This window comes from Pedobacter cryoconitis, from assembly GCF_001590605.1.
Taxonomy (GTDB): domain Bacteria; phylum Bacteroidota; class Bacteroidia; order Sphingobacteriales; family Sphingobacteriaceae; genus Pedobacter; species Pedobacter cryoconitis_A.
Genome location: NZ_CP014504.1, coordinates 987231 through 1009675 on the forward strand (window position 1 = coordinate 987231; position 22445 = coordinate 1009675).

General features: G+C 36.2%; 17 protein-coding genes. 9 read left to right on the forward strand and 8 right to left on the reverse strand.

From position 1 onward, the window contains the following. Positions 1-598: 598 nt before the first annotated feature. Positions 599-2926 carry an alpha-L-rhamnosidase N-terminal domain-containing protein gene (locus AY601_RS04220; RefSeq protein WP_198163611.1) on the reverse strand — a complete coding sequence of 776 codons (2328 nt, stop codon included), beginning with the start codon at positions 2924-2926 and terminating at the stop codon, positions 599-601. A 366-nt stretch (positions 2927-3292) separates the two neighbouring features. Between AY601_RS04220 and AY601_RS04225 the strand changes: the two genes are divergently transcribed. Beyond that, positions 3293-3871 (forward strand): RNA polymerase sigma factor, encoded by a 579-nt coding sequence (locus AY601_RS04225; RefSeq protein ID WP_068396900.1) that lies wholly within the window; start codon positions 3293-3295, stop codon positions 3869-3871. A 9-nt stretch (positions 3872-3880) separates the two neighbouring features. Here the strand turns inward: AY601_RS04225 and AY601_RS04230 are convergent, their stop codons facing one another. Further along, positions 3881-5203, reverse strand: coding sequence for a glycosyltransferase family 2 protein (locus AY601_RS04230; RefSeq protein ID WP_084359079.1), 1323 nt, complete (start codon positions 5201-5203; stop codon positions 3881-3883). Positions 5204-5381: 178 nt separating this feature from the next. On the opposite strand from AY601_RS04230, the gene AY601_RS04235 reads away from it, so the two are divergent. From AY601_RS04235 to AY601_RS04270, 8 genes are all read left to right on the forward strand, one after another. Next, positions 5382-6569, forward strand: coding sequence for a FecR family protein (locus AY601_RS04235; RefSeq protein WP_068396907.1), 1188 nt, complete (start codon positions 5382-5384; stop codon positions 6567-6569). Between the two features lie 151 nt (positions 6570-6720). Continuing rightward, complete coding sequence (locus tag AY601_RS04240) at positions 6721-10425, forward strand: SusC/RagA family TonB-linked outer membrane protein (RefSeq protein ID WP_068396910.1); 3705 nt, start codon at positions 6721-6723, stop codon at positions 10423-10425. 11 nt (positions 10426-10436) lie between these two features. Then, positions 10437-11855 (forward strand): RagB/SusD family nutrient uptake outer membrane protein, encoded by a 1419-nt coding sequence (locus tag AY601_RS04245; RefSeq protein ID WP_068396913.1) that lies wholly within the window; start codon positions 10437-10439, stop codon positions 11853-11855. Between the two features lie 40 nt (positions 11856-11895). Next, positions 11896-13080, forward strand: coding sequence for an NHL repeat-containing protein (locus tag AY601_RS04250; protein ID WP_084359081.1), 1185 nt, complete (start codon positions 11896-11898; stop codon positions 13078-13080). A gap of 48 nt (positions 13081-13128) precedes the next feature. Beyond that, positions 13129-13671, forward strand: coding sequence for an outer membrane beta-barrel protein (locus AY601_RS04255; protein WP_068396919.1), 543 nt, complete (start codon positions 13129-13131; stop codon positions 13669-13671). 3 nt (positions 13672-13674) lie between these two features. Beyond that, complete coding sequence (locus AY601_RS04260) at positions 13675-14520, forward strand: DUF3738 domain-containing protein (RefSeq protein WP_068396922.1); 846 nt, start codon at positions 13675-13677, stop codon at positions 14518-14520. Further along, positions 14517-16355, forward strand: a complete 1839-nt coding sequence (locus AY601_RS25860; RefSeq protein ID WP_068396925.1) for an FKBP-type peptidyl-prolyl cis-trans isomerase — start codon at positions 14517-14519, stop codon at positions 16353-16355. The genes AY601_RS04260 and AY601_RS25860 overlap by 4 nt, the downstream gene beginning before the upstream one ends. A 59-nt stretch (positions 16356-16414) precedes the next feature. Next, positions 16415-17806, forward strand: coding sequence for a S8 family serine peptidase (locus tag AY601_RS04270; protein ID WP_068396928.1), 1392 nt, complete (start codon positions 16415-16417; stop codon positions 17804-17806). Positions 17807-19047: 1241 nt separating this feature from the next. Here the strand turns inward: AY601_RS04270 and AY601_RS04285 are convergent. The 6 genes from AY601_RS04285 to AY601_RS04310 all read right to left on the reverse strand — a co-directional run bounded on the left by AY601_RS04285 (position 19048) and on the right by AY601_RS04310 (position 22425). Beyond that, complete coding sequence (locus tag AY601_RS04285) at positions 19048-19302, reverse strand: hypothetical protein (RefSeq protein ID WP_068396937.1); 255 nt, start codon at positions 19300-19302, stop codon at positions 19048-19050. Positions 19303-19421: 119 nt separating this feature from the next. Beyond that, positions 19422-19676, reverse strand: a complete 255-nt coding sequence (locus tag AY601_RS04290; RefSeq protein ID WP_068396940.1) for a hypothetical protein — start codon at positions 19674-19676, stop codon at positions 19422-19424. A gap of 372 nt (positions 19677-20048) precedes the next feature. After that, positions 20049-20339 carry a hypothetical protein gene (locus AY601_RS04295; protein WP_068396943.1) on the reverse strand — a complete coding sequence of 97 codons (291 nt, stop codon included), beginning with the start codon at positions 20337-20339 and terminating at the stop codon, positions 20049-20051. 11 nt (positions 20340-20350) lie between these two features. After that, positions 20351-21046 carry a glycosyltransferase family 2 protein gene (locus AY601_RS04300; RefSeq protein ID WP_068396946.1) on the reverse strand — a complete coding sequence of 232 codons (696 nt, stop codon included), beginning with the start codon at positions 21044-21046 and terminating at the stop codon, positions 20351-20353. Next, on the reverse strand, positions 21043-21708 hold the full coding sequence (locus tag AY601_RS04305; RefSeq protein ID WP_084359085.1) for a glycosyltransferase family 2 protein: 666 nt from the start codon (positions 21706-21708) through the stop codon (positions 21043-21045). The genes AY601_RS04300 and AY601_RS04305 overlap by 4 nt, the downstream gene beginning before the upstream one ends. 27 nt (positions 21709-21735) lie before the next feature. After that, positions 21736-22425: a glycosyltransferase gene (locus AY601_RS04310; RefSeq protein WP_068396952.1), complete on the reverse strand. Its 690-nt coding sequence runs from the start codon at positions 22423-22425 to the stop codon at positions 21736-21738. Positions 22426-22445: the final 20 nt, after the last annotated feature.

Here is a 22445-nt window from a genome sequence, read left to right on the forward strand (position 1 = left end):
ATAAAAATAAATGTATTAACAATTCTCTATCAATTAAGAACTTTATATTCTCTTTATACTCAAAACATTGCTTAGAACCTTATTAATCTGATGTTTTTAAAAATATTTAGAAATTTAGCTGGGGAAAAATCTTTGATTTTATACACATATATGTGATGTGTCATTTGTCACATCACAATTGGCTTATTGATTCTATGCTTTTTTATTTATGTTATTTATTTAGGGTCATTAGTTCCACGAAATTTGAAATTATAATTTGCGTTTATTAGTACTGAATTTTTATAATTATTTAGTTATCAATATGAGAATTATGATTTAATCCGATTCAAACGCTTTGAAAAATCAATTGATATACTGAATTTATATTTATTGGTTTGTTCTGCAGTAGGATGATTTTGCTGGTGTTAATTTGCAGTATGGAAAAATGGCGATATCAAAAAATAATAACAGCGTGCATAAATGTAATTTATGTACGCTGTTATTATTTTGGATGTTTGATTTTTGTATATAGCGTATAGAAATTAAATAGACTGCTTGCTCATCAATAAATTTCAGGATGGGCAAATGGAGCAGGCTATTATAGTTCATATAATTAGGTCTAAATAACGATAACTTGTTTGCCTCCGCGTAATTTGACTTCCTGCCCTTTCCAGTTAAATGTTCCTGAGGTTTGTTGTGGTAGTAAAATCTCTGCATGGATTCCGTCTTTTCCAGTTCGTTTAAGTGTAACAGATACTTTTCCAGAAGGAATAGGCATTGTACCAGTAACTTCTTTTAATTCACCTAAAGAGGGTTTAATTAATACTGATTTAAAACCAGGGCTTTCTGGCATGATACCGCAGATCGTAGCTAGAAAATCATAATCCGGACTCGCACTCCAAGCATGACAATCAGACCTGGTAGGTTCAGGTTTTTCTGCGAAAGTTGTTAATCCCATTTTTAGCATAGCTCTCCATGGTTTGAGCTCCTGATAATATAGATCGCCCATCTCAGCCTTTTTTAAAGCCTGCGTTAAATAAAATCGATAAAAAAAAGTAACCTGACCAATTGATTTATCATTCAGAACCTTTCTCATCATTGTTTGTGCTTCCTGTAGTGTAACACCTCCACTTAGTATGGCCCAAATACCTGCATGCTGACTATAGGTTAGTTTTTCTGGGGTATCTGCCATCAAGCCATTTGCTTCATTATAACAGTACCAGTAAGTGTGGTTATTCAATTCTGATGCGAGCATTACCTGATCATCCGCCTGTGCGGAATGGTTAAAAGCTCTGAATAGTTCTGCGGCTTGATTTAAGGTATAGGCATATTGTAAAGTGATGATAGAAGAGTTTCCCTGATCAGCTCCTGGAGCGGTGCCCCATTCATTGAAATTATCCCAGTCTACAAAATTCCACCATGTGAGGGGGCCTAACATCTTTTTCTTTTGATCAACACGGGTATGAAACCATTCCAGCGTCTCATTGATAGCCGGAAGAAATTGTTTGACAAAGGCATCATCATGCCGATGCATCCAATAATCATGAACCATAGATACCCAAAATAAAGAGAAGGTGGGAATGATTTGTAATCTGTTGCTTGGATAACGCCCTTGCGTTAATCCTTCGGGAGTGCGGGAATGATAAAAATCAAGAATCGCTTTTCGCATGAGCCTGTCATCGCCAGAGGTATAAAGAGAGATTAAAGCTTGTATACGACTATCGCCTGTATATTGTAATTGCTCATAATATGGCGTGTCATAATACATATCTCCAGCACAAAGTTGTGCTGTACGCCAGCCTACCTTCCATATTTCCTGTAATGAAGGATCATTGCTGGAAAATGAAGCCTTCATTTTTAGCGGATAGCCCGTTTTCATCCCATATATATCATTCAAAATCAATGGGGCATCAGCAGTCATAATATCCAGCTGCAAATACCGGTAAGCTCTAAACCATAAAGGACGGAATTTTCTATTCCCTTCACCATCGGGCATAAAAATGTCGTAATTTCCTTTAATTTCTTTTCCTTCTATCTCATTTCTATTCCCTTTTTGATTTTGTTTATCAAATAATGCCTCAGAATATGTCATCTTGACTCTCGATCCTTTGCCGCCTGAAACTATTAATTCGGGATAAGCAGCTGTCATTGCCTGCTGGTCCAGTAAAATACTGACCCTTTGGTTAGCTGGAATAGTAAGTGGGCTCTTCCCTGTTAGCAAATCTTTTGTTACTTTAATACTGTTTGTACGGCGGATGGCTGGAAAACGTAATATACTTTCCGTAAATAAGGGAATATTTCTTGGCGCTAAAGTCCATAAATTATCAGTTCCATAGCCTACAGGCTGAGGATGTGTGAGCTCTGCTGCAGCGTTCCACGAAGCATCATTATATTCAAGAGTTTCCCAATCCCATAGATACAATTTGCCATCTACCTGGTCCCCCGGGCCAACGACCATATAGGCTTTTAATCTTTCTCCATTATCCAGAGAACAGGGGATATAGGCATTACTTTTTTTGACCTTCCAGCTCAGATTAGTATTGACCATTTGCTCTGCGTCAGAATTACCCTGCAGGACAAAAGCTGTTTGATTAGAAACTTGTGCCACAGGAGCAAGGTTACCCATATTCCATACCAATGCGGCAAGAATATTCTCTCCTTCGGTTAAATAGGGAGCGATATCTATGGTTTCATAAAACCAGTTAAACAGGTCACCGCGAGCCGGGCCTGAGCAAACCGCTTTACCGTTTACAAATAGACGATAGCGATTATCTGCACTTACATGAATTAAAAAGGATTTTGGTTTAGTAGCTGTAGGAAGTAGAAAAGTTTTTCGGAAATGATAGACTCCGTATTCACGTTGTTGTGTGGCTGGAGAAGTAATCCAGGATGCAGGCCATGCATTTTGAAGCAATTGTGGATTATTGGAGGGTGGCGCCTGACTCATTACCTGATTTATGCCACAGAATATGGTGCACATTATAAGGATTAATCTGAATTTCATAAGCTCAGTTTATACAAAGGTGTCGGATATATTTGGTTTTATTAAAATGGTAAAAAAACCGATTCTATACATATGTGTAAATGTGATAGTCGGCATGGCGAATTTACATAATTCTTTATATTTTAGATAGTTAGTTTTAAAAATAGGTGTAAATACGTTGATTTGGAATTCACTATTTTTTAAATAAATGCGGTCATTATTTTTTTAAATGCATTTAGCCGGATTCAACTTTCTGCTTATTAAAAATTTAGAAAATAGATTTTTGCCAGTACTGAAAATTTTGTGATTTAACCACTTAGTTATATAAATATGAGAACTACGCAATTGGTTTATCATTCTTACTCTGATGTGGAATTAACTGCTTACTTGAAAGAAGGGGACAGGGCTGCATTTGAAGAGATTTACGAAAGGTATTGGAAAAAACTCTACAACGAAACTTTTAAACGGTTACGAAATATGGAACTGGTGGAAGAAGTTGTTCAGGATGTCTTTAGTAATCTCTGGATGAAAAAAGAAAAGAAAAACATTGATAACATCTATCCATATCTTTTAGGGGCTATCCGCTATCAAGTATATATACTTTATAAAAAGGGTAAAACACCACCACATTTTGAAGCCCCGCTTGATCATCTGCTTTTATCTACACTACAGGCTGATTCTTTATTTAAAGCGAAAGAACTTAAATGGTGTATTTCTATCTGGCTGACAATGCAACCCGTAAAACGGGCGGAAATTTTCAGAATGAAATATCTGGATGACCGCTCTACAAAAGAGATTAGTGAAATACTTCATATTTCCCAAAAAACGGTGCAGAATCAATTACTTCATGCTTTTTCAGACTTACGGGCTTTTTTAAATAGAATTATGGTGTTTTTATATTTATTATAGTGTTAGTTTTTAATTAGCCTTTTGCTCTTCCTCATCTTCGAAAAACTTGATACTCGTATTATTTGAATGTAACCTGGCTATAAAGCCCTGAAAATAATCATGGGCAAAAACTCTCGCTCCTGAATTTCGGATATAGTCATCGTCTTCTCCTATCTGAAGATCTTTAAAGGGGTGCTGCTCCCAAAATGATTTTCTATAAATCAGACTTGCACCGGTTAGCCAGGGGCGTTTAGAATTACTATTTTTTGTCATCCAATAGCGATTAAGAGTGGGAGCGAAAAATTGCACCTGGTCGATGCCACAAATGTCAGCATCAGCATTCATTAATGCTTGAACCTGGTGGGAAATCCAATCCTGTGCGTACCAGTCATCATCATCCCAGTGTGTAATTAATTCTCCATTGGCTATTTCACAAGCGATATTACGTTTTATGCCTATTTTGCCAATTGGTTCAAAATAAAAATACCTGATGCGTGGATTTTCATGTATTAAATCAATTATAGATTCTTTTCCGTCATCAATAATAACGAGTTCAGCATTCATATAATCTTGCTTCAGAAAATTGGCTATCGCATCAGGAATAAAATCTTTACGATTAGCAGTTGGCATAATACAACTTACCAATGGCAGGTCTGAACTGGTCGAAAAGATAGAGTGCTTTTCACATACTTCCGGAGCATCCATCTTTTTCACCCATTTTTCTACTCTTATTTTTTTTCTTGGATCTTCATACATTAGGATGCCAGAATTTTCTCTGTGGATGACGCTGATATAACCATCAATGTAGTTATGGGGACGTATTTTAGTTTTGGATGACTTCCAGATAAAGTCATTATCTTCTCCAGCCTGCAAGCCGTGGAAGGGTTGCTGGCTCCAGAAAGATTTCCAGTAAGCTAAAGTTCCACCATAAACCCATGGCTTTTCTTTTTCAGTATCTCTGTAGGTCCAGCTTTTATTGGTAAAAGCAGAAAAAAAATTGATATCGCATAGACCGGTAATATCTGCACCAGAGCTAATTAAAGCATTGGCCTGCTGGCTCACCCAATCCTGCGCATACCAGTCATCATCATCCCAGTGAACAATAATTTCTCCTGTAGCCCTTTCGCAAGCTATATTTCTAACCTTGCCAAGACTGGTACCGAATGAATTATTATATACGTAATGGATATTTGGATGTTTGGGGATCAGTGAAGCGATAGAATCTTCACTGTCATCAATAATAACGAGCTCTGCATTTGGATAATCCTGGTGCATAAAAAAATCAATAGCATAGGGAATGAAAATCTGCCTGTTTGCTGTAGGCATGATGCAGGAAACTAGTGGTAAATCCATAATCAGGTTTTTTTACAATTTAGGCAAGAATGGAAAAGATTCAGAGGGACAAATGTCCCAAAAGGTGTTAATTAAATAATTTGTAGCATCAATATTTAAAATATTTTCAATTGGCATAGGAGATTGACTGGTTTTGATATACTGTTATAATAAAGGATATCATAGCACACCAAATTAAATGAACTCAAAAAAAATTAAAGACGAATTTATAAAGGCGGTTAAAGCTTATTTAGAAGGTACTGCTGACGAAACTCAATTGTTATTCGTGGAACAATACTTCGATCTTTTCTTAGACACGGAAGATGTTTTCGAATCTATGGATAATGATGAAATACAAGATATCCATGACCGGATGCTTTGGAAGATTAATTATGAAATTGAAAAAAAAAATAGAATTTTCCCTGGTAACATGGAGACTGTGCGGTCATTTTCGAAGTATCTCTACATAGCTGCTGCGGCTGCTTTCGTAATTCCTATGAGTCTTTATATATATCAAAGGAATCAGGTTAAGCCAGTGAGTACTCAACTGGTCACTAAAATTACACCTGGTGGAAATAAAGCTGTTTTGACTTTGGCCAATGGATCTAAAATATCTTTGGCTGATGTGAAAAATGGAGAGGTTGCGAATCAATCGGGTATGGTTATTACTAAAAGCAGAGATAGTCAATTGGTTTATCAACAAACCTCAATGTCTTCTACTGTTAAAGAAATAGCATATAATAAAATAGAAACCCCTAAAGGCGGACAGTTTCAACTCATTCTTTCTGATGGAACAAAAGTCTGGCTTAATGCATCATCTTCATTACGTTATCCTTCTGTATTCGGTCAGGATGAACGCAAAGTTGAATTGGATGGAGAAGCCTACTTCGAAGTTGCTAAAAATACGGCCAAACCCTTTTTAGTTTCTTCAAGCAAACAGATAGTGGAAGTTTTGGGTACGCATTTTAATATAAATGCGTACACGAATGAACCTGTTGTCAGTACTACTTTACTTGAAGGAAGTATTAAAGTGACCAGCCCTTCAGTAAATGCTTACAAAATTATCAGGCCCGGCCAACAATCATTAATTGATAGAGATGATGATGATTCGGGAATTAAAGTGAAAAATATCGATCCTGATGAAGCTGTCGCCTGGAAAAATGGATATTTCATGTTCGAGAAAGAAGAACTTGGAAGTATACTGAGAAAGGTATCGAGATGGTATGATGTCGAAATCGAAAACCCTCAAGGGGAGAAATTGGACAAGCTGTTGTTTAGTGGAACAGTATCAAAGTACAGTGATGTATCGAAAGTATTGAGAAAACTGGAGTTAACGGAGTCTGTTCGCTTTAAGACAATAGGGAGGAGGATTATAGTTATGAAGTGAAACGCTACTCAAATGAAAATCAAATAAGTCAGGGGTGCGGAAACACCCCTAACTGTTTGGTTTATTTAAGATTTAAGTAACCTATTACTAATGCAGAGAGTGTACCCTAGAAGATATTTCTCTTTGCAAAAAAAACCAAGCATATAAAGGTATGAATTATTATACTAAACTTTCGGGGTGCCTGACGGGCAATCTGAATAAATTTTTATTAGTAATGCGACTGATGATTATTTTGTTTTTTGTGGGTATGATGCAAGTGTCCGGAGCCACGTATGGACAGAAAATAACCTTGAACCAAAACAAAATAAAAATCACACAGCTTTTTAAAGAAATTAAAAGACAAACCGGGTATGATGTACTGTGGCAGTCTGAAATGCTGAATGAAAACAAGATAATTAGTGCAAATTTCAATAAAACTGACCTTAGGGAAGTTATGGCTCAATGCCTTGCCGGGCAAAATTTAACATTTGCGATTGAGGACAATAGTGTTGTGATTAAGCAACAGTTAGCTATGATTCATCCGGTAAGTACTTTGGTTCAGGATTCTATTATTTATAGAGGGAAAGTCTTGGATGAACAAGGTAAACCTTTACCTGGCGCGACTATACGTTTAAAAGGGGGTGTAAAAAGCTCTGTAGCTACAGAAAGTGGATATTTTGAACGGTATGGGACTAAAAAAAGTGTCCTTTTGATCTCCTATATAGGATATAGTACTAAAGAAGTTTCTTTGGTTGGCTTAAATCCTGCAGACATGATTTCGATTAAAATGAGTCTTCAGTCTAATGTTCAGTTGGGTGAGGTAACGATTGCAAGTAATGGTTATCAGGATATACCTAAAGAGCGCATTACAGGTTCCTTTGAGGTAATTAGCAAAGAACAATTGCAGCATACGACGAATACAAATCTGCTTAAACGGTTGGAAGGTATAACAACCAGTATGGATTTTAGGAATGATCTGACTCCTACAAATTCAGCAAACAGAGCAAATATAACAAGCAGATCTCCGCTTACAAATTTGACTATCCGGGGAAAAAACACCTTGACGGTTGCAGGATCAGATAACAATAGTGGCAGACCCTTAGTAGTTATAGATGGGATTGCAAGTCCATATTCTATTGATCTGGTGAATCCAAATGATGTGGAAAGCATGACCATATTAAAAGATGCTGCGGCAGCTTCTATTTGGGGGTCCAGAGCAGCAAATGGAGTAATCATAGTGAAAACTAAGAAAGGAAATTATCAAACGCCTTTAGAGATTTCATTTAATGCTAACGTGAACATAACTGAAAAACCGGATCTTTTTTATCAAAAGATAATGAGTACGTCAGACTATATTGATGCGCAGGTGCTTAAATATAATAAGGACTATCCTGATCCGTCTACTCATATACCTGATCCGATAGTTATCCTCGGACAGGCTGCAAATTCGCCTGTAGCTGAAATCATGGATCGGCAGCGACGAGGACAAATTAGCCCTGATATGGCAAAATCTCAACTAGACGCATTGCGTGGTAATGATGTGCGTAACGATCTGAATAAATACTTTTTCCGTAATGCTGTTACACAGTCTTACGCGCTGGCACTTTCGGGCGGAACTCAACAATTGGCACAGCGATTTTCTGTTGGTTATGATAAGGCATTAGATAATACGAGAAATTCTGGTTCGAACCGTGAAGTGCTAAACTACTCAATTTCTGCAAAACCTTTAGCTAAACTGGACCTTCAGGCAGCTGTCCTTTACGTCCAGTCAAATACGAATGGGCAATCAGGTTTTGGTAATTTTAGCGGAACAAGTAGCCCGACTGGCACCGTATCCTTGTATCCTTACAGCAGGTTAGTAGACAGTCAGGGTAATCCAGCAGCGATTCCCAGAGGCTACAGTCAGGCACTTTTAGATCTTTTAAACACAACTTACGGAGACAAACTCTTGAGCTTTGACTACAAACCATTACAAGATATTAATGACGGTTATGTCAAATCAAAATCGCAGAACATCAATATAAATTTAGGAGCAACCTATAAAATTTTGCCAGAACTATCTGCTAATGTAACTTACAATTATAATCTCAGTTCTAATAACGTGACAGACTTGGAACGACCTGATTCCTGGTATATGAGGAACAGAATAAATATGTTTACATCTCCTGTAAATTCCTTTGATCCTCAAACCGGCTTAACAGTGATACCAGGCACCAGAAATATACCTTTGGGGGCACAATATACAAAGGCTGTTACTACAACTAACAGTCAAACCTTAAGAGGACAGTTAAATTTCAACAAAACCTGGAATGATAAACATAATATTTCTGCGATTGCAGGAATTGATATTTTCAGAAGTTATTCTAAGCTCATGTCCAATGGTTATTTAGGATATAATGAAAAAGATCTTTCCTTTGCTAATAATTTAAATTACAATTATTTATATTTTTTATTATTAGCTGATCCTGTATCCGGTCTGGGTATTTCCAACATTTCTGTTCCTGGGAATTCGATATCCGATGCAACTGGAAGAACAATCAGTTATTTTAGTAACGCAGCGTATACATATAATAACAAATATACATTATCTGCAAGCTTCCGAAGAGATTTATCCAATGTGTTTAGTTCGGCAGGAAATAACGGAGGAACTCCTTTTTATTCTGTGGGTGGTAGCTGGAATATTAATAATGAGAAATTCTATAATTTCTCTCTGGTGCCAAATCTGAAATTAAGAGCAACTTTCGGATATAACGGGAATACGAATCCTGCCGCATCTGCCACACCAATTCTAAGTTATGTGCCGGCAAGCCAGGTGTTTGATGGTAATTTACTTGGATATGCAGATATACAGAATCCTTCAAATATCAAATTAAGGCCGGAAAAAACTGCCGTATTAAATTTCGGTCTTGATTTTGGTATAAAAGGCGGGCGTTTATCAGGAAGTGTGGAATATTATCAAAAAAGAACCAAAGATCTATTGGCAAATAATGCAGCTGATCCGAGTATAGGTTTTAATCAATTGACATTCAATTCAGGTAATTTGTTTGGCAAAGGTATCGATCTGACTTTAAATTCTTTAAATATAAGGACCGGACTATTCAGGTGGACAAGTAATTTCTTGTTCAGCTATAATAGAGTTAAGATTACAAAGATATATTCGCCTATAAGTTATACTGCTGGTACTTATGTATCTACCCCTATTCTTTTTACTGAAGGCGCTGATCTTTCCCGGGCATACGCTTATAAATGGGCAGGATTAGATCCCCAAACCGGTGATCCCAGAGGTTATTTAAACGGAAATATGGTTACTATAGATAATAGTACAGCTGGTAATGATGCATATAATGCAATTAGCACACAACCTGCCAGTTCTTTACATTATTTTGGTTCATTGATTCCTGTTTATTACGGATCTTTTCGTAATACATTCAGCTATGGGAATTTTTCACTTTCAGCAAATCTGCTTTATAAATTGGGCTACTGGTTTAGAAGGCCTCTTTCTAATATGGTTCAATATAACTTTTTATATACTGACGGTAACATCCAGGGAGGAGAATATGCAAACCGCTGGCAAAAACCAGGGGACGAAGCATTCACTAACGTACCTTCAGCCATTTATCCTGGTAATGTAAACAGAGATGCATTTTATAGAGGTGCAGATATCAATGTTTTGAAAGGTGACCATGTCCGTTTGCAGGAAATCAATCTCTCTTATACGCTGAATAAAAAGAATTGGGTGCTCAAAAATACTAGAATTTACGCCAATGTAAGCAACCTGGGTGTGATCTGGAGAGCAAATAAACAAGGCCTTGACCCGGATGTATTCGATTATCCGTTGCCAAGAACCTATAGTCTTGGTTTAAGTGCTAATTTCTAAAATTGAAGAAAATGAAGATTTATAAATTCTTATTATCAATCCTTATGCTCAGTTTAATGCTGGGTTCCTGTAAAAAATACCTGGATGTTAAGGTTTCTAGTCAGCAAGGAAAAGCTGAGACTGCTGAAGACTGTCAATTGCTATTAGACAATTATACGGTTATGAACACAGGATATCCAAGTGATGGAGAACTTTCTGCAGATGATTATTTTATGCAACCTAATAATTACAGTAGTCTTAGTGATCCTGTTGATCGCGCCCTATTTATTTGGTCGGCTGGTGCAAGACGTGCGTCTGCAGCTCCACAGTGGCAGAATCCATATAAAACAGTACTCCATGCAAACCTCGTTTTAGAGACTATTCAAAAATTGCAGGGGGGGGCTACAGATCCGGTGACCTTAAATACTTTAAAAGGTTCAGCATTATTTTACAGGGCATATGCTTTTTGGAATGTTGCACAGTTATATGCGAAACCATATACAGCAGCAAGTGCCGGCCAGGATATGGGTATTCCATTGAAAATGTCTTCTGATTTAAATGATAAATCGGTGCGTGGTACTGTTCAGCAGACCTATGACCGGATTGTTCAGGATCTTCAGGATGCTGTTAATCTATTACCTGCTACTTCGAGTGTTCCTACAAGGCCAAATAAAGCGGCTGCCTACGCTATGCTTGCACGTACCTATTTGTCGATGGAAAATTATCCGGGTGCTTTAAATGCTGCAACCTCGGCATTACAGCTTAATAGTCAGTTGCTGGATTATAATTTGATCAGTGCCTTTTCTAACTCTCCTTTTAATCCGCGCTTTAATAAAGAAGTGATTTTTCATTCCACCACCAATCCTGGGAAAACCTTGGTGCCTAATCTTTCCGCAGCAAGGATAGATGCAGATTTAGTTGCGTCCTATGATAGTAATGATTTAAGGGGGCAGATTTTTTTTAAACGCATTGCAAGTGACGGGACCTACCGTTTTACAGGGAATTATGAAGGTTCATTTTTAGCGTCCAATTTCTTTAATGGATTGGCTGTAGATGAATTGTACCTGATTCGTGCAGAATGTTATGCGAGGGCTGATAAACCTACGGAAGCAATGACGGATCTGAATACTTTGCTTACGACCAGGTGGAAAGTTGTTCTAGATGGAGATGGAAATCCGACTACAACAAGTACTTACGTTGATTATGTTGCAACTAATGCAGCTGATGCTTTAAATAAAGTGTTAACAGAACGCAGAAAAGAATTAGTGATGCGGGCGCAGCGCTGGACAGATTTGCGTCGTTTGAATAAAAACACTGCAACTGCAAAAAAAATAACCAGGACACTATCAGGTATAGGGTCTTTCGAATTGCCTGCAAATGATTTAAGATACGTTTTGTTAATCCCTGATGAAGTAATAACAAATTCTGGTATAGTACAAAACCCTCGTTAAAACAAGTATTTAACCAAGTAATCATAATAATTAAATTAACATGAAACGATTGATGAGATGGCTTCAATTGTCCGGTATTAGTCTACTGGCGGTTTTAGCGGTAAATGGGTGCAAAAAAGTTCAACCTCAAGAAACAACGACCAAGACCGATGTACAAGTAACTTCTTTTGTTGGCAGTGGCGGTACGCTTGGCGCATATATTGATGGAATAGGCAAATTAACAGCATTTAACAACATAACTGGTATCGCAATTGATGCTAAGGGAAATGTGTATGTAAATGATCAGAACAACTTTTGCATTCGTAAAATCACACCTGCGGGTGTGGTCAGCACTTTTGCTGGTAGCGGGGTAAATGGTTATGCTGATGGAATGGGTACAGCAGCGCAGTTTAGTTATCTTGAAGGCTTGGCTATTGATGCCTCTGATAATTTATATGTATCAGATTATGGAAATAATGTAATCCGTAAAATTACTCCCGTAGGAGTGGTTAGTACTTATGCAGGTAATGGACAACGGGGTTTTGTAGATGGGCCAGTTGCAACTGCACAATTCAATCTTCCAATGGCTTTGGCAATCGATAAAGCTGGTAATATGTATATAGGAGATAATGGTAATGTTTTAATAAGGAAAATTTCAGCTGGTGGGGTAGTCAGTACTTATGCTGGTATTCTAAATACTCCAAATTTTAACCCTAGTCCCTATAGTGGACCCGCCAATGGTGTTAGTTTTGGACCTATAATATCTGGAATTACATTAGATGCTCTTGGAAATGTTTATGTTTTAGATAATTATAACGGTTTAATATACAAAATTACTCCGACAGGAAACGCTGTTACATGGGCTGGTGATGGAGTTAGAGCATATGGAGACTTTGTCCCATATAGAGATGGAATTGGAGTAACTGCGGAATTTAATTATCCATATGGTATTGCAAGTGATGCAGAGGGAAATATATATATTGCTGATACTGATAATCAACGAATCCGCAAAATTACACCAGATAGTGAGGTTACTACGTTGATTGGTAATGGCGAATTCGGAGAGGCTGATGGAAAAATTGCAGACGTGAAACTTTCAAATCCAAAAGTATTAGTATCAAATCTAAATGGAGATGTTATCTATTTTACAGAACGAAACCGTATTCGTAAACTAGAATATATTACTACCACTACTAAGCCACAAAATAGCTGGAATAACCCTCAAAGTTGGGGAAATTCTCATTAATAAAAGACAATATAACTATTAATTTATTATCAATAAAAGCTTAGTAAAATGAAAAATATATTTATGGCAATCGTCATTTTTGCAATTTCAATCTTAACAGTCAGTGCACAAGAACAACAAGAAAAAATTAAGAAAAGAATAACTTATAGCTTTGGAGGACATATAGGAATACCGGCTGGCTATGTGGCAAACTATTCATCGATAGTTGTGGGGGGCTCTTTACAAGCAGAGTACCCGATTTTTAAAGCGACTGGCATTACTGCAAGCGCCGGCTATCTTGACTTTATAGCTAAACGTGGCGGTAAAGGAGCTTCCTTCATACCGGTTTTACTTGGAGCAAAATACTATTTAGCACCAAAAGTTTATGCTTCGGGTCAGGCAGGTCTTTCTTTCTACGGTGGCAGGGATTATGCGGATGGTAATGGAGGGGGGAGCGGTGAAAAATATTTTACATATGTGCCTGGTGTTGGCTTTCATACTTCCAAACATTTTGATGTATTGCTTAAATATGAAGCGGTTTATATTGCTTCTTCTGCAAGAACATATTCTTCCGCCGGCGTAAGAATCAGTTATAATTTCAATTTAAATTAAACAATGAAATTAACATATTATGTTGCCTCTCTTTTAATGCTGTTTTCATTAAAAGGTCTGGCACAAACAGACACTAGTTCTTTTAAATACAGGAAACCTCTTTTTGACTTTGATTATCAAAAGCCTGTTTTTAAATTACAGAATGAACAATTGACAAATAAGAATAAATTTTTGCGTTTTTCTGTTGTTACAGGATATAGAGAGGGTGTTCAATCAACTTCTGGTGCATTTGGATTAAATTTTAATTCATCTATAAATAAAGTGACTGGCTTACAGCTGGTCACTATGTACAATTTATCAATTGCCGATATACTGACTCACGGTATGGTGGAGTATGGCAACATATTGCTGGAAGTAGATGACCCATCAAAATACATTTATAATCCAAAATATGGTGATAAGGAAAGTTGGATGAGAAAGAATGCTTTTTGTTATGAACTGGTCCTCCCAATTGGCGTGGTCAAAGGTAGTAAAACGTTAGATGAATATCTTGCCAATGCATTTGGAGTTAAATTCGGTATGGAGAAAAAAATGGTTAATGCACTTATTCTTGTACATACTTCGACCGTCGATAAACTAAAATCAGCTGGAAATGGCGAAGCAAAATATGATATGAAAGGTTATTTTAATAACGTTACCATGGATAAGCTAATTTATGAGTTGGCTGAAGCCAGATTACAACCTATAATAGATGAAACCAATTATAAAGAGCCTATAGATCTTGACCTTAAGATTGATTCATGGACAGATCTTCCGGCTTTGCGTAAAGAATTGAATCGGTATGATCTTGATCTGATTGATGGAATGCGTGAATTACAAATGTTTGTTATAAAAAAAGATAACCAATGAGATTAACAATAATATTAGCCGTAAAGTTCTTCTTAATGGTTTTGAATGTGAATGCACAACAAACCTACACTGTACCAGATCAGAAAACAACAAATCTCCCAAATTTATCTATTGGAGATCAGTTACCCCATTTTTCTATAAATAAGCTTATTAATGCAAATAAAAAGACAGCATTGACAACTGAATTTAAGGATCAATTATTAATAGTAGATTTCTGGGCAACAAATTGTTCTGGTTGTGTTGCTGCTCTTCCTAAAATGGATGCTTTGCAAAAGAAATTTGGTCCTAAAATCAAGATTCTACCGGTAACTTATGAGAAAGAGGCTAATGTACTTGTTTTCTGGAAGAACAATAAATACACTAAAAATCTTTCGCTACCATCTGTCGTGGAGGATAAAATATTTGCTACATATTTTAAACACCGGTCTATTCCACATGAAGTTTGGATCTATAGAGGTAAAGTTATCGCAATTACTTCATCCGATTTTGTAGATGCAGACAATATTCAAATGGTACTTAACGGTCAGCAGGTTAGTTGGCCGGTAAAGAATGATTTTGATGTTTTTGATGCTACAAAGCAGTTCTTGTTTACTCCTGATCCGAATCAAGTTGATACTTCATCAACATTTATGAAATATACGGCAATATCTGATTATAAAGCGGGTGTAAATGCAGAAGGACTTGGTGGATCTGGTATTATAAGAGATTCCCGAAAAAAAATAATCAGGGCATTTTTTCTGAATTATCCTATTTATAATGCTTATCAGATCAATTGGAACTATTTAATAAAACCTGCAGATTTAGTAAGACCAAGTTCTACGTTAATGCCAAACCAAATCATATGGGAAGTCTTGGATAAATCCAGGTATATCTTTACTGAGGGAAAGGGTGCATTGCAAAATTGGCTTACAAGAAATGGTATCTGTTATGAATCTGTAAATCCTGATACTGGGCAAACCGATATTATAATTCATAAATCCATTATCGCTGATCTGGATCGTTTGCTGGGCTTACATGCTCGTTGGGAAAGAATAAAAGAAAATGTTCTTGTTTTAGTTCGGAATGATAAAAATATTTTATTAAAAAGTAAAAAAACTTTAACTGGTGAGTATGATGATCATTTAATCGTCAAAGGATCTTTGCATCAATTCAGGGATTTACCATTAAATAGTTTAATTACTCAGATGAATCGCCAGGCTGACAATCCGTATGTTTTTGATGAGACTGACTATACAAATAAATTAGATATGGATTTGAATTTCTCTTCATGGACCGACATTGCTGGAATAAAAAAAGCATTGAAACCTTATGGTTTGGACTTGAAAGAAGAAGAAAGATTGGTGGATAAATTTGTTTTCACTGAAATAGATGGGGGAGCGTTGGCTGATCATAGAGCGATATCTGAAGCAAATGCAAAAAGAGAAGCGCAAAAAGATATGAAAGGGCCCTTACCTGAAGAAAACAATTTTTTTTTATTAACGAATAAAAAAAGACCTGGTGTGGTAACTTTACCTTCTGGCTTACAATATAAAATTATCCATCAGGGGAAAGGGAAGAAACCTGGTTTAACAGATAAAGTGAGTGTGAATTACACAGGTGCGTTGGTTAATGGGAAGATTTTTGATAGCTCTTTAGAAAAAGGTCTCCCATATATTGTAAATGTTGACAAAACTATACAAGGCTGGACAGAAGCTTTGCAGTTAATGCCGGTTGGATCTAAGTGGATGATTTATGTTCCCGCAGCTCTTGCGTACGGAGGTAGGAGTAATTCAGGGCAGATACCACCAAATAGCACACTGATTTTCGAAATAGAACTACTACAGATTATCAAATAAACATGAGAGGTCAAAATATAGGAGTTGCAATCTTTAGGAGATTAATACTAGTAGTATTTATGCTGATATCAGCAAATATTTTATTTGCTCAAACAGGTGAAAAAGTTAAAGATAACTGGCAAAACCTGGATCTTAGAACTGATAGTGTATTTGGAATTAGTATGGAAATGGCATACAAAGAATTGTTAAATGGAAAGAAAGCAATTCCGGTTATAGTTGCTGTGATTGATGGAGGTGTAGATATAGCTCATGAAGATCTTAAATCTGTAATCTGGACAAATCCAAATGAAATACCAGCAAATGGGAAAGATGATGATAAAAATGGTTTTATAGATGATTTACATGGCTGGAATTTCTATAACTCAACAACGAAAGAAGACGATAAAACGAAAACAATATTAATAAAAACTAAATTAGAAATTGTACAGGCAGATCAGAAAATATTAGATCAGATCTTGCAAAAGATAGGAAAACCGGCTCCTGTTATTAAAGATTTCAAGGACTATATTCCAATTAATGAAGCTGAATTTAAAATGCAGACTAACTTAGTAGCTGGGTTGAAAAATTCTTCAGAGTTTGTGACTTATAAAAAGATTAGTTTACAAAGAGGAATTAGTTATTATAAGATGCAGCTTGCGTATTATGAAAAACAAGATTTTGATCCTATTACAGGAGGTCCTTCTTCTTATCATGGCACTCATATTGCCGGTGTTATTGCGGCTGCTCGTAACAATAATATTGGGATTAAAGGTGTAGCTGATCATGCACAAATAATGGTTATAAAAGCTATTCCCGGGATTGATCCGTTGGGTGAGGGTGGACAACAAACATCATTTGCTCAGCTGAGTTCTGTAATTCAGGATGAAAGGACTAAAGCCCTGGCAGATGCGATTTTTTACGCTGTGGATAATGGCGCAAAGGTGATCAATATGAGTTTTGGGCAGCCTTGGGCTAAAACATCTGTGGCAGTTGATAAAGCAATAAAGTACGCGATAAGTAAAGATATATTGATCATTCATGCTTCGGGTAACGAAGGAAAGGATCTGGATCAAATGATTATTTATCCTGACCGCGAAAATCCAGAAGGACAGGCAATAGCAGCTTGTTGGATAGAGGTGGGAGCTTCAGGGTGGAAGAATGACGAAAATATAGCAGGTCGATTTTCTAATTATGGAAAAAGTAGTATAGACGTGTATGCTCCAGGTATGGAAATTACTTCTACAATTCCGAGGTCGGCATATCTTGACGATACAGGAACAAGTATGGCTGCACCTGTAGTTGCAGGTTTAGCTGGCGTTATTAGAGAATATTATCCGGAATTAACCGCTAAACAGGTAAAGGTGATCATAATGAAATCGGTTGAACAAGTCTGGGCCTTAAAAGACAAATGTATTTCTGGAGGGATAGTCAATGCCTATAAAGCTTTCCAGTTGATTAAACCTAATAACTAAATGAATTCAATATACCTGATTTAATAATACAATAAACAGCATAAGATTATTGTATTATTAAATCAGCTTACAGTTAACAATTTTTTCCATAAATATAATATTTAGAACCCAGTGGTTCAAATGGTTGTGGTAAGGCTGAACCCATCGAAAAATTAACAATATAAGTCCTGATATTGTTAGACAAAGGTGATGATGGATTACCAGAACCTGGCGCATAAATTGCACAAATTCTACATCCTGTGGAACAAAAAGGTTTGATAGATAATAAATTATAACTACTAGATAGAAGCGGGTTCCCAATTCCATCATGAATGTACCAAAATCTTGCCATAATATGTGGTTTTTCTGATTTGCAATATTTTAGCACTTTCGATTCTTCAAAATTCTTGCCAAAATATAATTAACAATACTTTAAGAGAAAATACTCCATCCCTATTTCAGGTTGTTGGATTCCCCTTATTAGCGAATTTGTAATATATGTTCTGATATTGAGTGATAATTACGGAGATGGATTTAGACTGCCTTGTACATAAATAGCATAGATTTTACGTCCATAGGAACATAATGGAGGCGCTATAGTAAAAGTATACCTGCAGATAATAAAGGATCGCAATCCATTAAAAGCATAACAATATCTTGTCATAATTCTACATACTTTTATTTATCAAAAAGTGATCAAAAAACTTTAATCTATTCTATTCTTTTTAAGATTTTGCTTTCCCTGAATTATATTTATTTATACCATCAAAATATGAAGATAAGTTGTTAGCATCCTACTTTGCCATAAACATATTTTTTAATGTTTGCACTTGAATCTGGTTGCGCAACTTGATTAGCCATAACAGTGACTATATAAGTCCTGAGATTTGTAGATAACGGTGATGATGGAACACTCGAGCCAGGTGAATAAATAGCACAGATAGTGCATCCATTTATACAGACTGGTTTAAAAGGTAGTAAATTGTAACTTCCAGATAAAAAAGGATCACCAATTCCGTTGTAAGCATACCAAAATCTTGCCATAATAAATGATTCTTTTATATATCAAAAAGATATCAAAAAACTTTAATATATGCCTACTCTTTTTGGGGTTTTCGGCTTCTCCCTGGTTAATCATAATTCAGTTCTTGATGAAATTTTGAATGCTTAAAGAACTTTATAGTAGATACTATTGTACAGTATTTTACTTTATTTAATAATTCAGAGAACCTATATGGTTCCCTGAATTATTAACATTGATGTTAGATATTTTTGCCATATGCATATTTTTTAACAGCCAAACTTGAATCTGGAGCTCCAAGCAGTGTTAATTGAACATTGGCAATGTATGTTCTAAGGTTGTTAGATAAAGGTACTGATGGATTACCAGAACCAGGTGAATAAATAGCACAAATATTAGCCCCATTGGTACACGCAGGTCTAATAGATGCTAAATTATAACTTGAAGGTAACAAGGGATCACCAAATCCGTTGTACGCATACCAAAATCTTGCCATAATAAGTGATTCTTTTTATTAAAAAGAGATCAAAAAACTTTAATTTTCACCTACTCTTTTTAAGGTTTTCGGTTTCCCCTGAATTTCTAGATTAGTATCAAATTGTAGTAAATTGAGATCTAAAGATTTTTGCCATATACATATTTTTTAACACCCAAACTTGAATCTGGAGCTCCAAGCAGTGTTAATTGAACATTGGCAATGTATGTTCTAAGGTTGTTAGATAAAGGTAATGATGGATTACCAGAACCAGGTGAATAAATAGCACAAATATTAGCCCCATTGGTACACGCAGGTCTAATAGATGCTAAATTATAACTTGAAGGTAACAAGGGATCACCAAATCCGTTGTAAGCATACCAAAATCTTGCCATAATAAGTGATTCTTTTGTCTATCAAAAAGAGATCAAAAACTTTAATTTTTCGCCTACTCTTTTTAAGGTTTTCGGCTTCCCCATAATTATCATTGTGATAAGAGAAATTTGTAACCAATTAAATCATAACTTTTATTGCTGCAGACTATTGAAAGTTTTTTCTTGATTTAATTTACGTTTGCTTTATCTTCCGGATGAAAAAGCAATAACTTTTATCAATGATTTCATAATACTAATTTACGAAGGCCTGTCTTGGTTTGCTAGGGTCAGTAGTCCCCAACTGTTAATCCTTTGATTTTTTTTAAGGTCAAAAAAAACCCTCAATAAAGAGGGTTTAATATTTGTTATATTACGCTTCATTTTTAAGTGAAGCTATTTTAAAACTCCCGTGGCGGGTTCGGCAGACATTCTTACTTCTAATGGAACAGGAGGGAAACTGGAGGACGGCTGGCCTTTGCTTTTAGCAAGGGCACGGATAATATAGATAAGTAATCCTGGAGTTCCTTCAATATCAGGTCTGCGATCTGGGTCATCAGGAAGCTCATCTGCGAAAATAGCGGATAAATAAGGACCATCTACAGTTTCAGGTGCTTTGTCTAATACAACATAGCTATCTGGATCACAAATATCCAGTTCATTGTTAATCAATTGATACCAGGGCATAGCATATTCTTTTAATAATAATACCTACTCTTTTTAGGGTTTTCGGTTTTCCCCTCAAAACTAACATCCATCCAGTTGCTGGCATATTGTCTTTTATGTCTTGGGTCTTCAAAAGGTTTTAAAGTCGTGTTTGAGTTATGTAATGTTGCAATAAAACCATCAGAATAATTGTGTGCATGAATTTTAGCACCCATATTCCATGCATAATCATAATCCTCTCCAATTTGTAAATCTTTAAATGGATGTGCTTGCCAGAAAGATTTCCTGTATGCCATAGTTGCTCCCGCTAACCATGGGTGCTCTAAGCGATCCCCTTCATATCTCCAGAATTTTCCAGCTCTTGGAGAGAAAAAGATAATTTGGCTCAACCCTGATATATCTGCTTTAGATTCATTTAAGAAATTAACCGATTTACTGATCCAGTCATATGCATACCAGTCGTCATCATCCCAATGCATAATAATTTCTCCCTGTGCTTTTTCACAGGCAAAATTCCTTTTGAGCCCTATACTTCCTAAAGGGTCAGTATAAAAGTATTTAATACGGCGATGATTGGGTAATAAAGGCCTGACAGATTTCTTTCCGTCATCTATAATGATCAACTCTGCATCTCTAAAATCCTGGTTTAGAAAGTGCTCAACTGCTAACACAACAAAATTCGGACGGTTAGCGGTTGGCATAATGCAGGATACTAAAGGTGTGCTCATGATTCCTTTTCATCCTCTGGTGCATCCCAACCAATTGCATGTTTTTTATGCTTTGGATTTTCAACAGGTTTAATACTCGTATTATGTGCGTGTAAAATTGCCACAAATCCTTGCACATAGTCTAGTGCAAAAGTTTTTGCCCCAGAATTCCAGACGAAATCGTAATCTTCACCAACCTGCAAATCAATAAAAGGATGTTGTTGCCAAAATGATTTTCTATAGGTCATTGTAGCTCCGCATAACCATGGTTTATCTACATCGCTATCTTCATACATCCAGCGCTGGTTTGCTGGCGGAGAGTAAAATACAACGCGGTTCAGACCGGCTATATCTGCTCCTGAAGTCAATAGTGCATCTGTCATTTTGCTAATCCAGTCGGGGGCATAATAATCATCGTCATCCCAGTGCATAATAATTTCTCCCTCAGCCTTTTCACAAGCGTAATTACGTTTAATGCCAATAGTTCCTAAAGGTTCTGTATAAAAGTATTTGATTTTTGGATCATCTGGTATTAACGAAGCAATGGAATTAGTCCCATCATCTATAATCACAAGTTCTGCATTGGGATAATCCTGTTTTAAAAAATATTCAATAGCAAAAGGGATGAATTTTTGCCTGTTTGCAGTAGGCATAATACAGGAAACAAGAGGTGGATTTATCATAAAATTGTTTTTTTAAGGATTATTGTTTTAATTATCTATCAGTTTGATAATTTTATTCGAAAGCTCTTCAGCTAGTAGCTCACTCTGTTTCATAAAGGATTCGAAGTGTTTATCATCATGAATATTTGCACCGTGATAAATATGAATGTATAGAAATGGGGCATCATCAATCTGGCATAATATCTTTCTGCCGGATAAAAATGTAGTTATAGAGGTATTCTCTCCGTCTTTAGTATATGGATTCAGCAAAAATATTTCCTTTCTGCACAATAGGGTTCCATCCCAGTTATGGGAAAAAGCATGATAAACCTTTTTTGTACCAGCATCGTATAGCATAATCCGGGATAATACACTACCCTGATAGCGTTCTCCAACAATTTGCATACTGTTGAATTGAAACATCAATCTACTAGGGTGATACCAGTCATTGTCATCCCAGATGCACAAATAATCTCCTGTACATTTATTAATAACATGAATTTTCGCTTTCTCTAAAGGCTCATCTCCGGTGTGTTCTACTGTGACTATTTTCAAAATATCCTTTTGCCGGGTATTTTCAACTATCTCTTTAGTAAGGAGGTCATTCTTAAGGTAAGAAATCGCTAACTCTTTATTTGGATAATTCTGATCGGCAAAACAAGAAATAGCTTTTTTTAGCTGCTCAGGCCTGTTATTTGTAACGCATATACAGGAAATCAAAGGATAAGATTGATTCATAAGAAAATATTTAAGTCAGA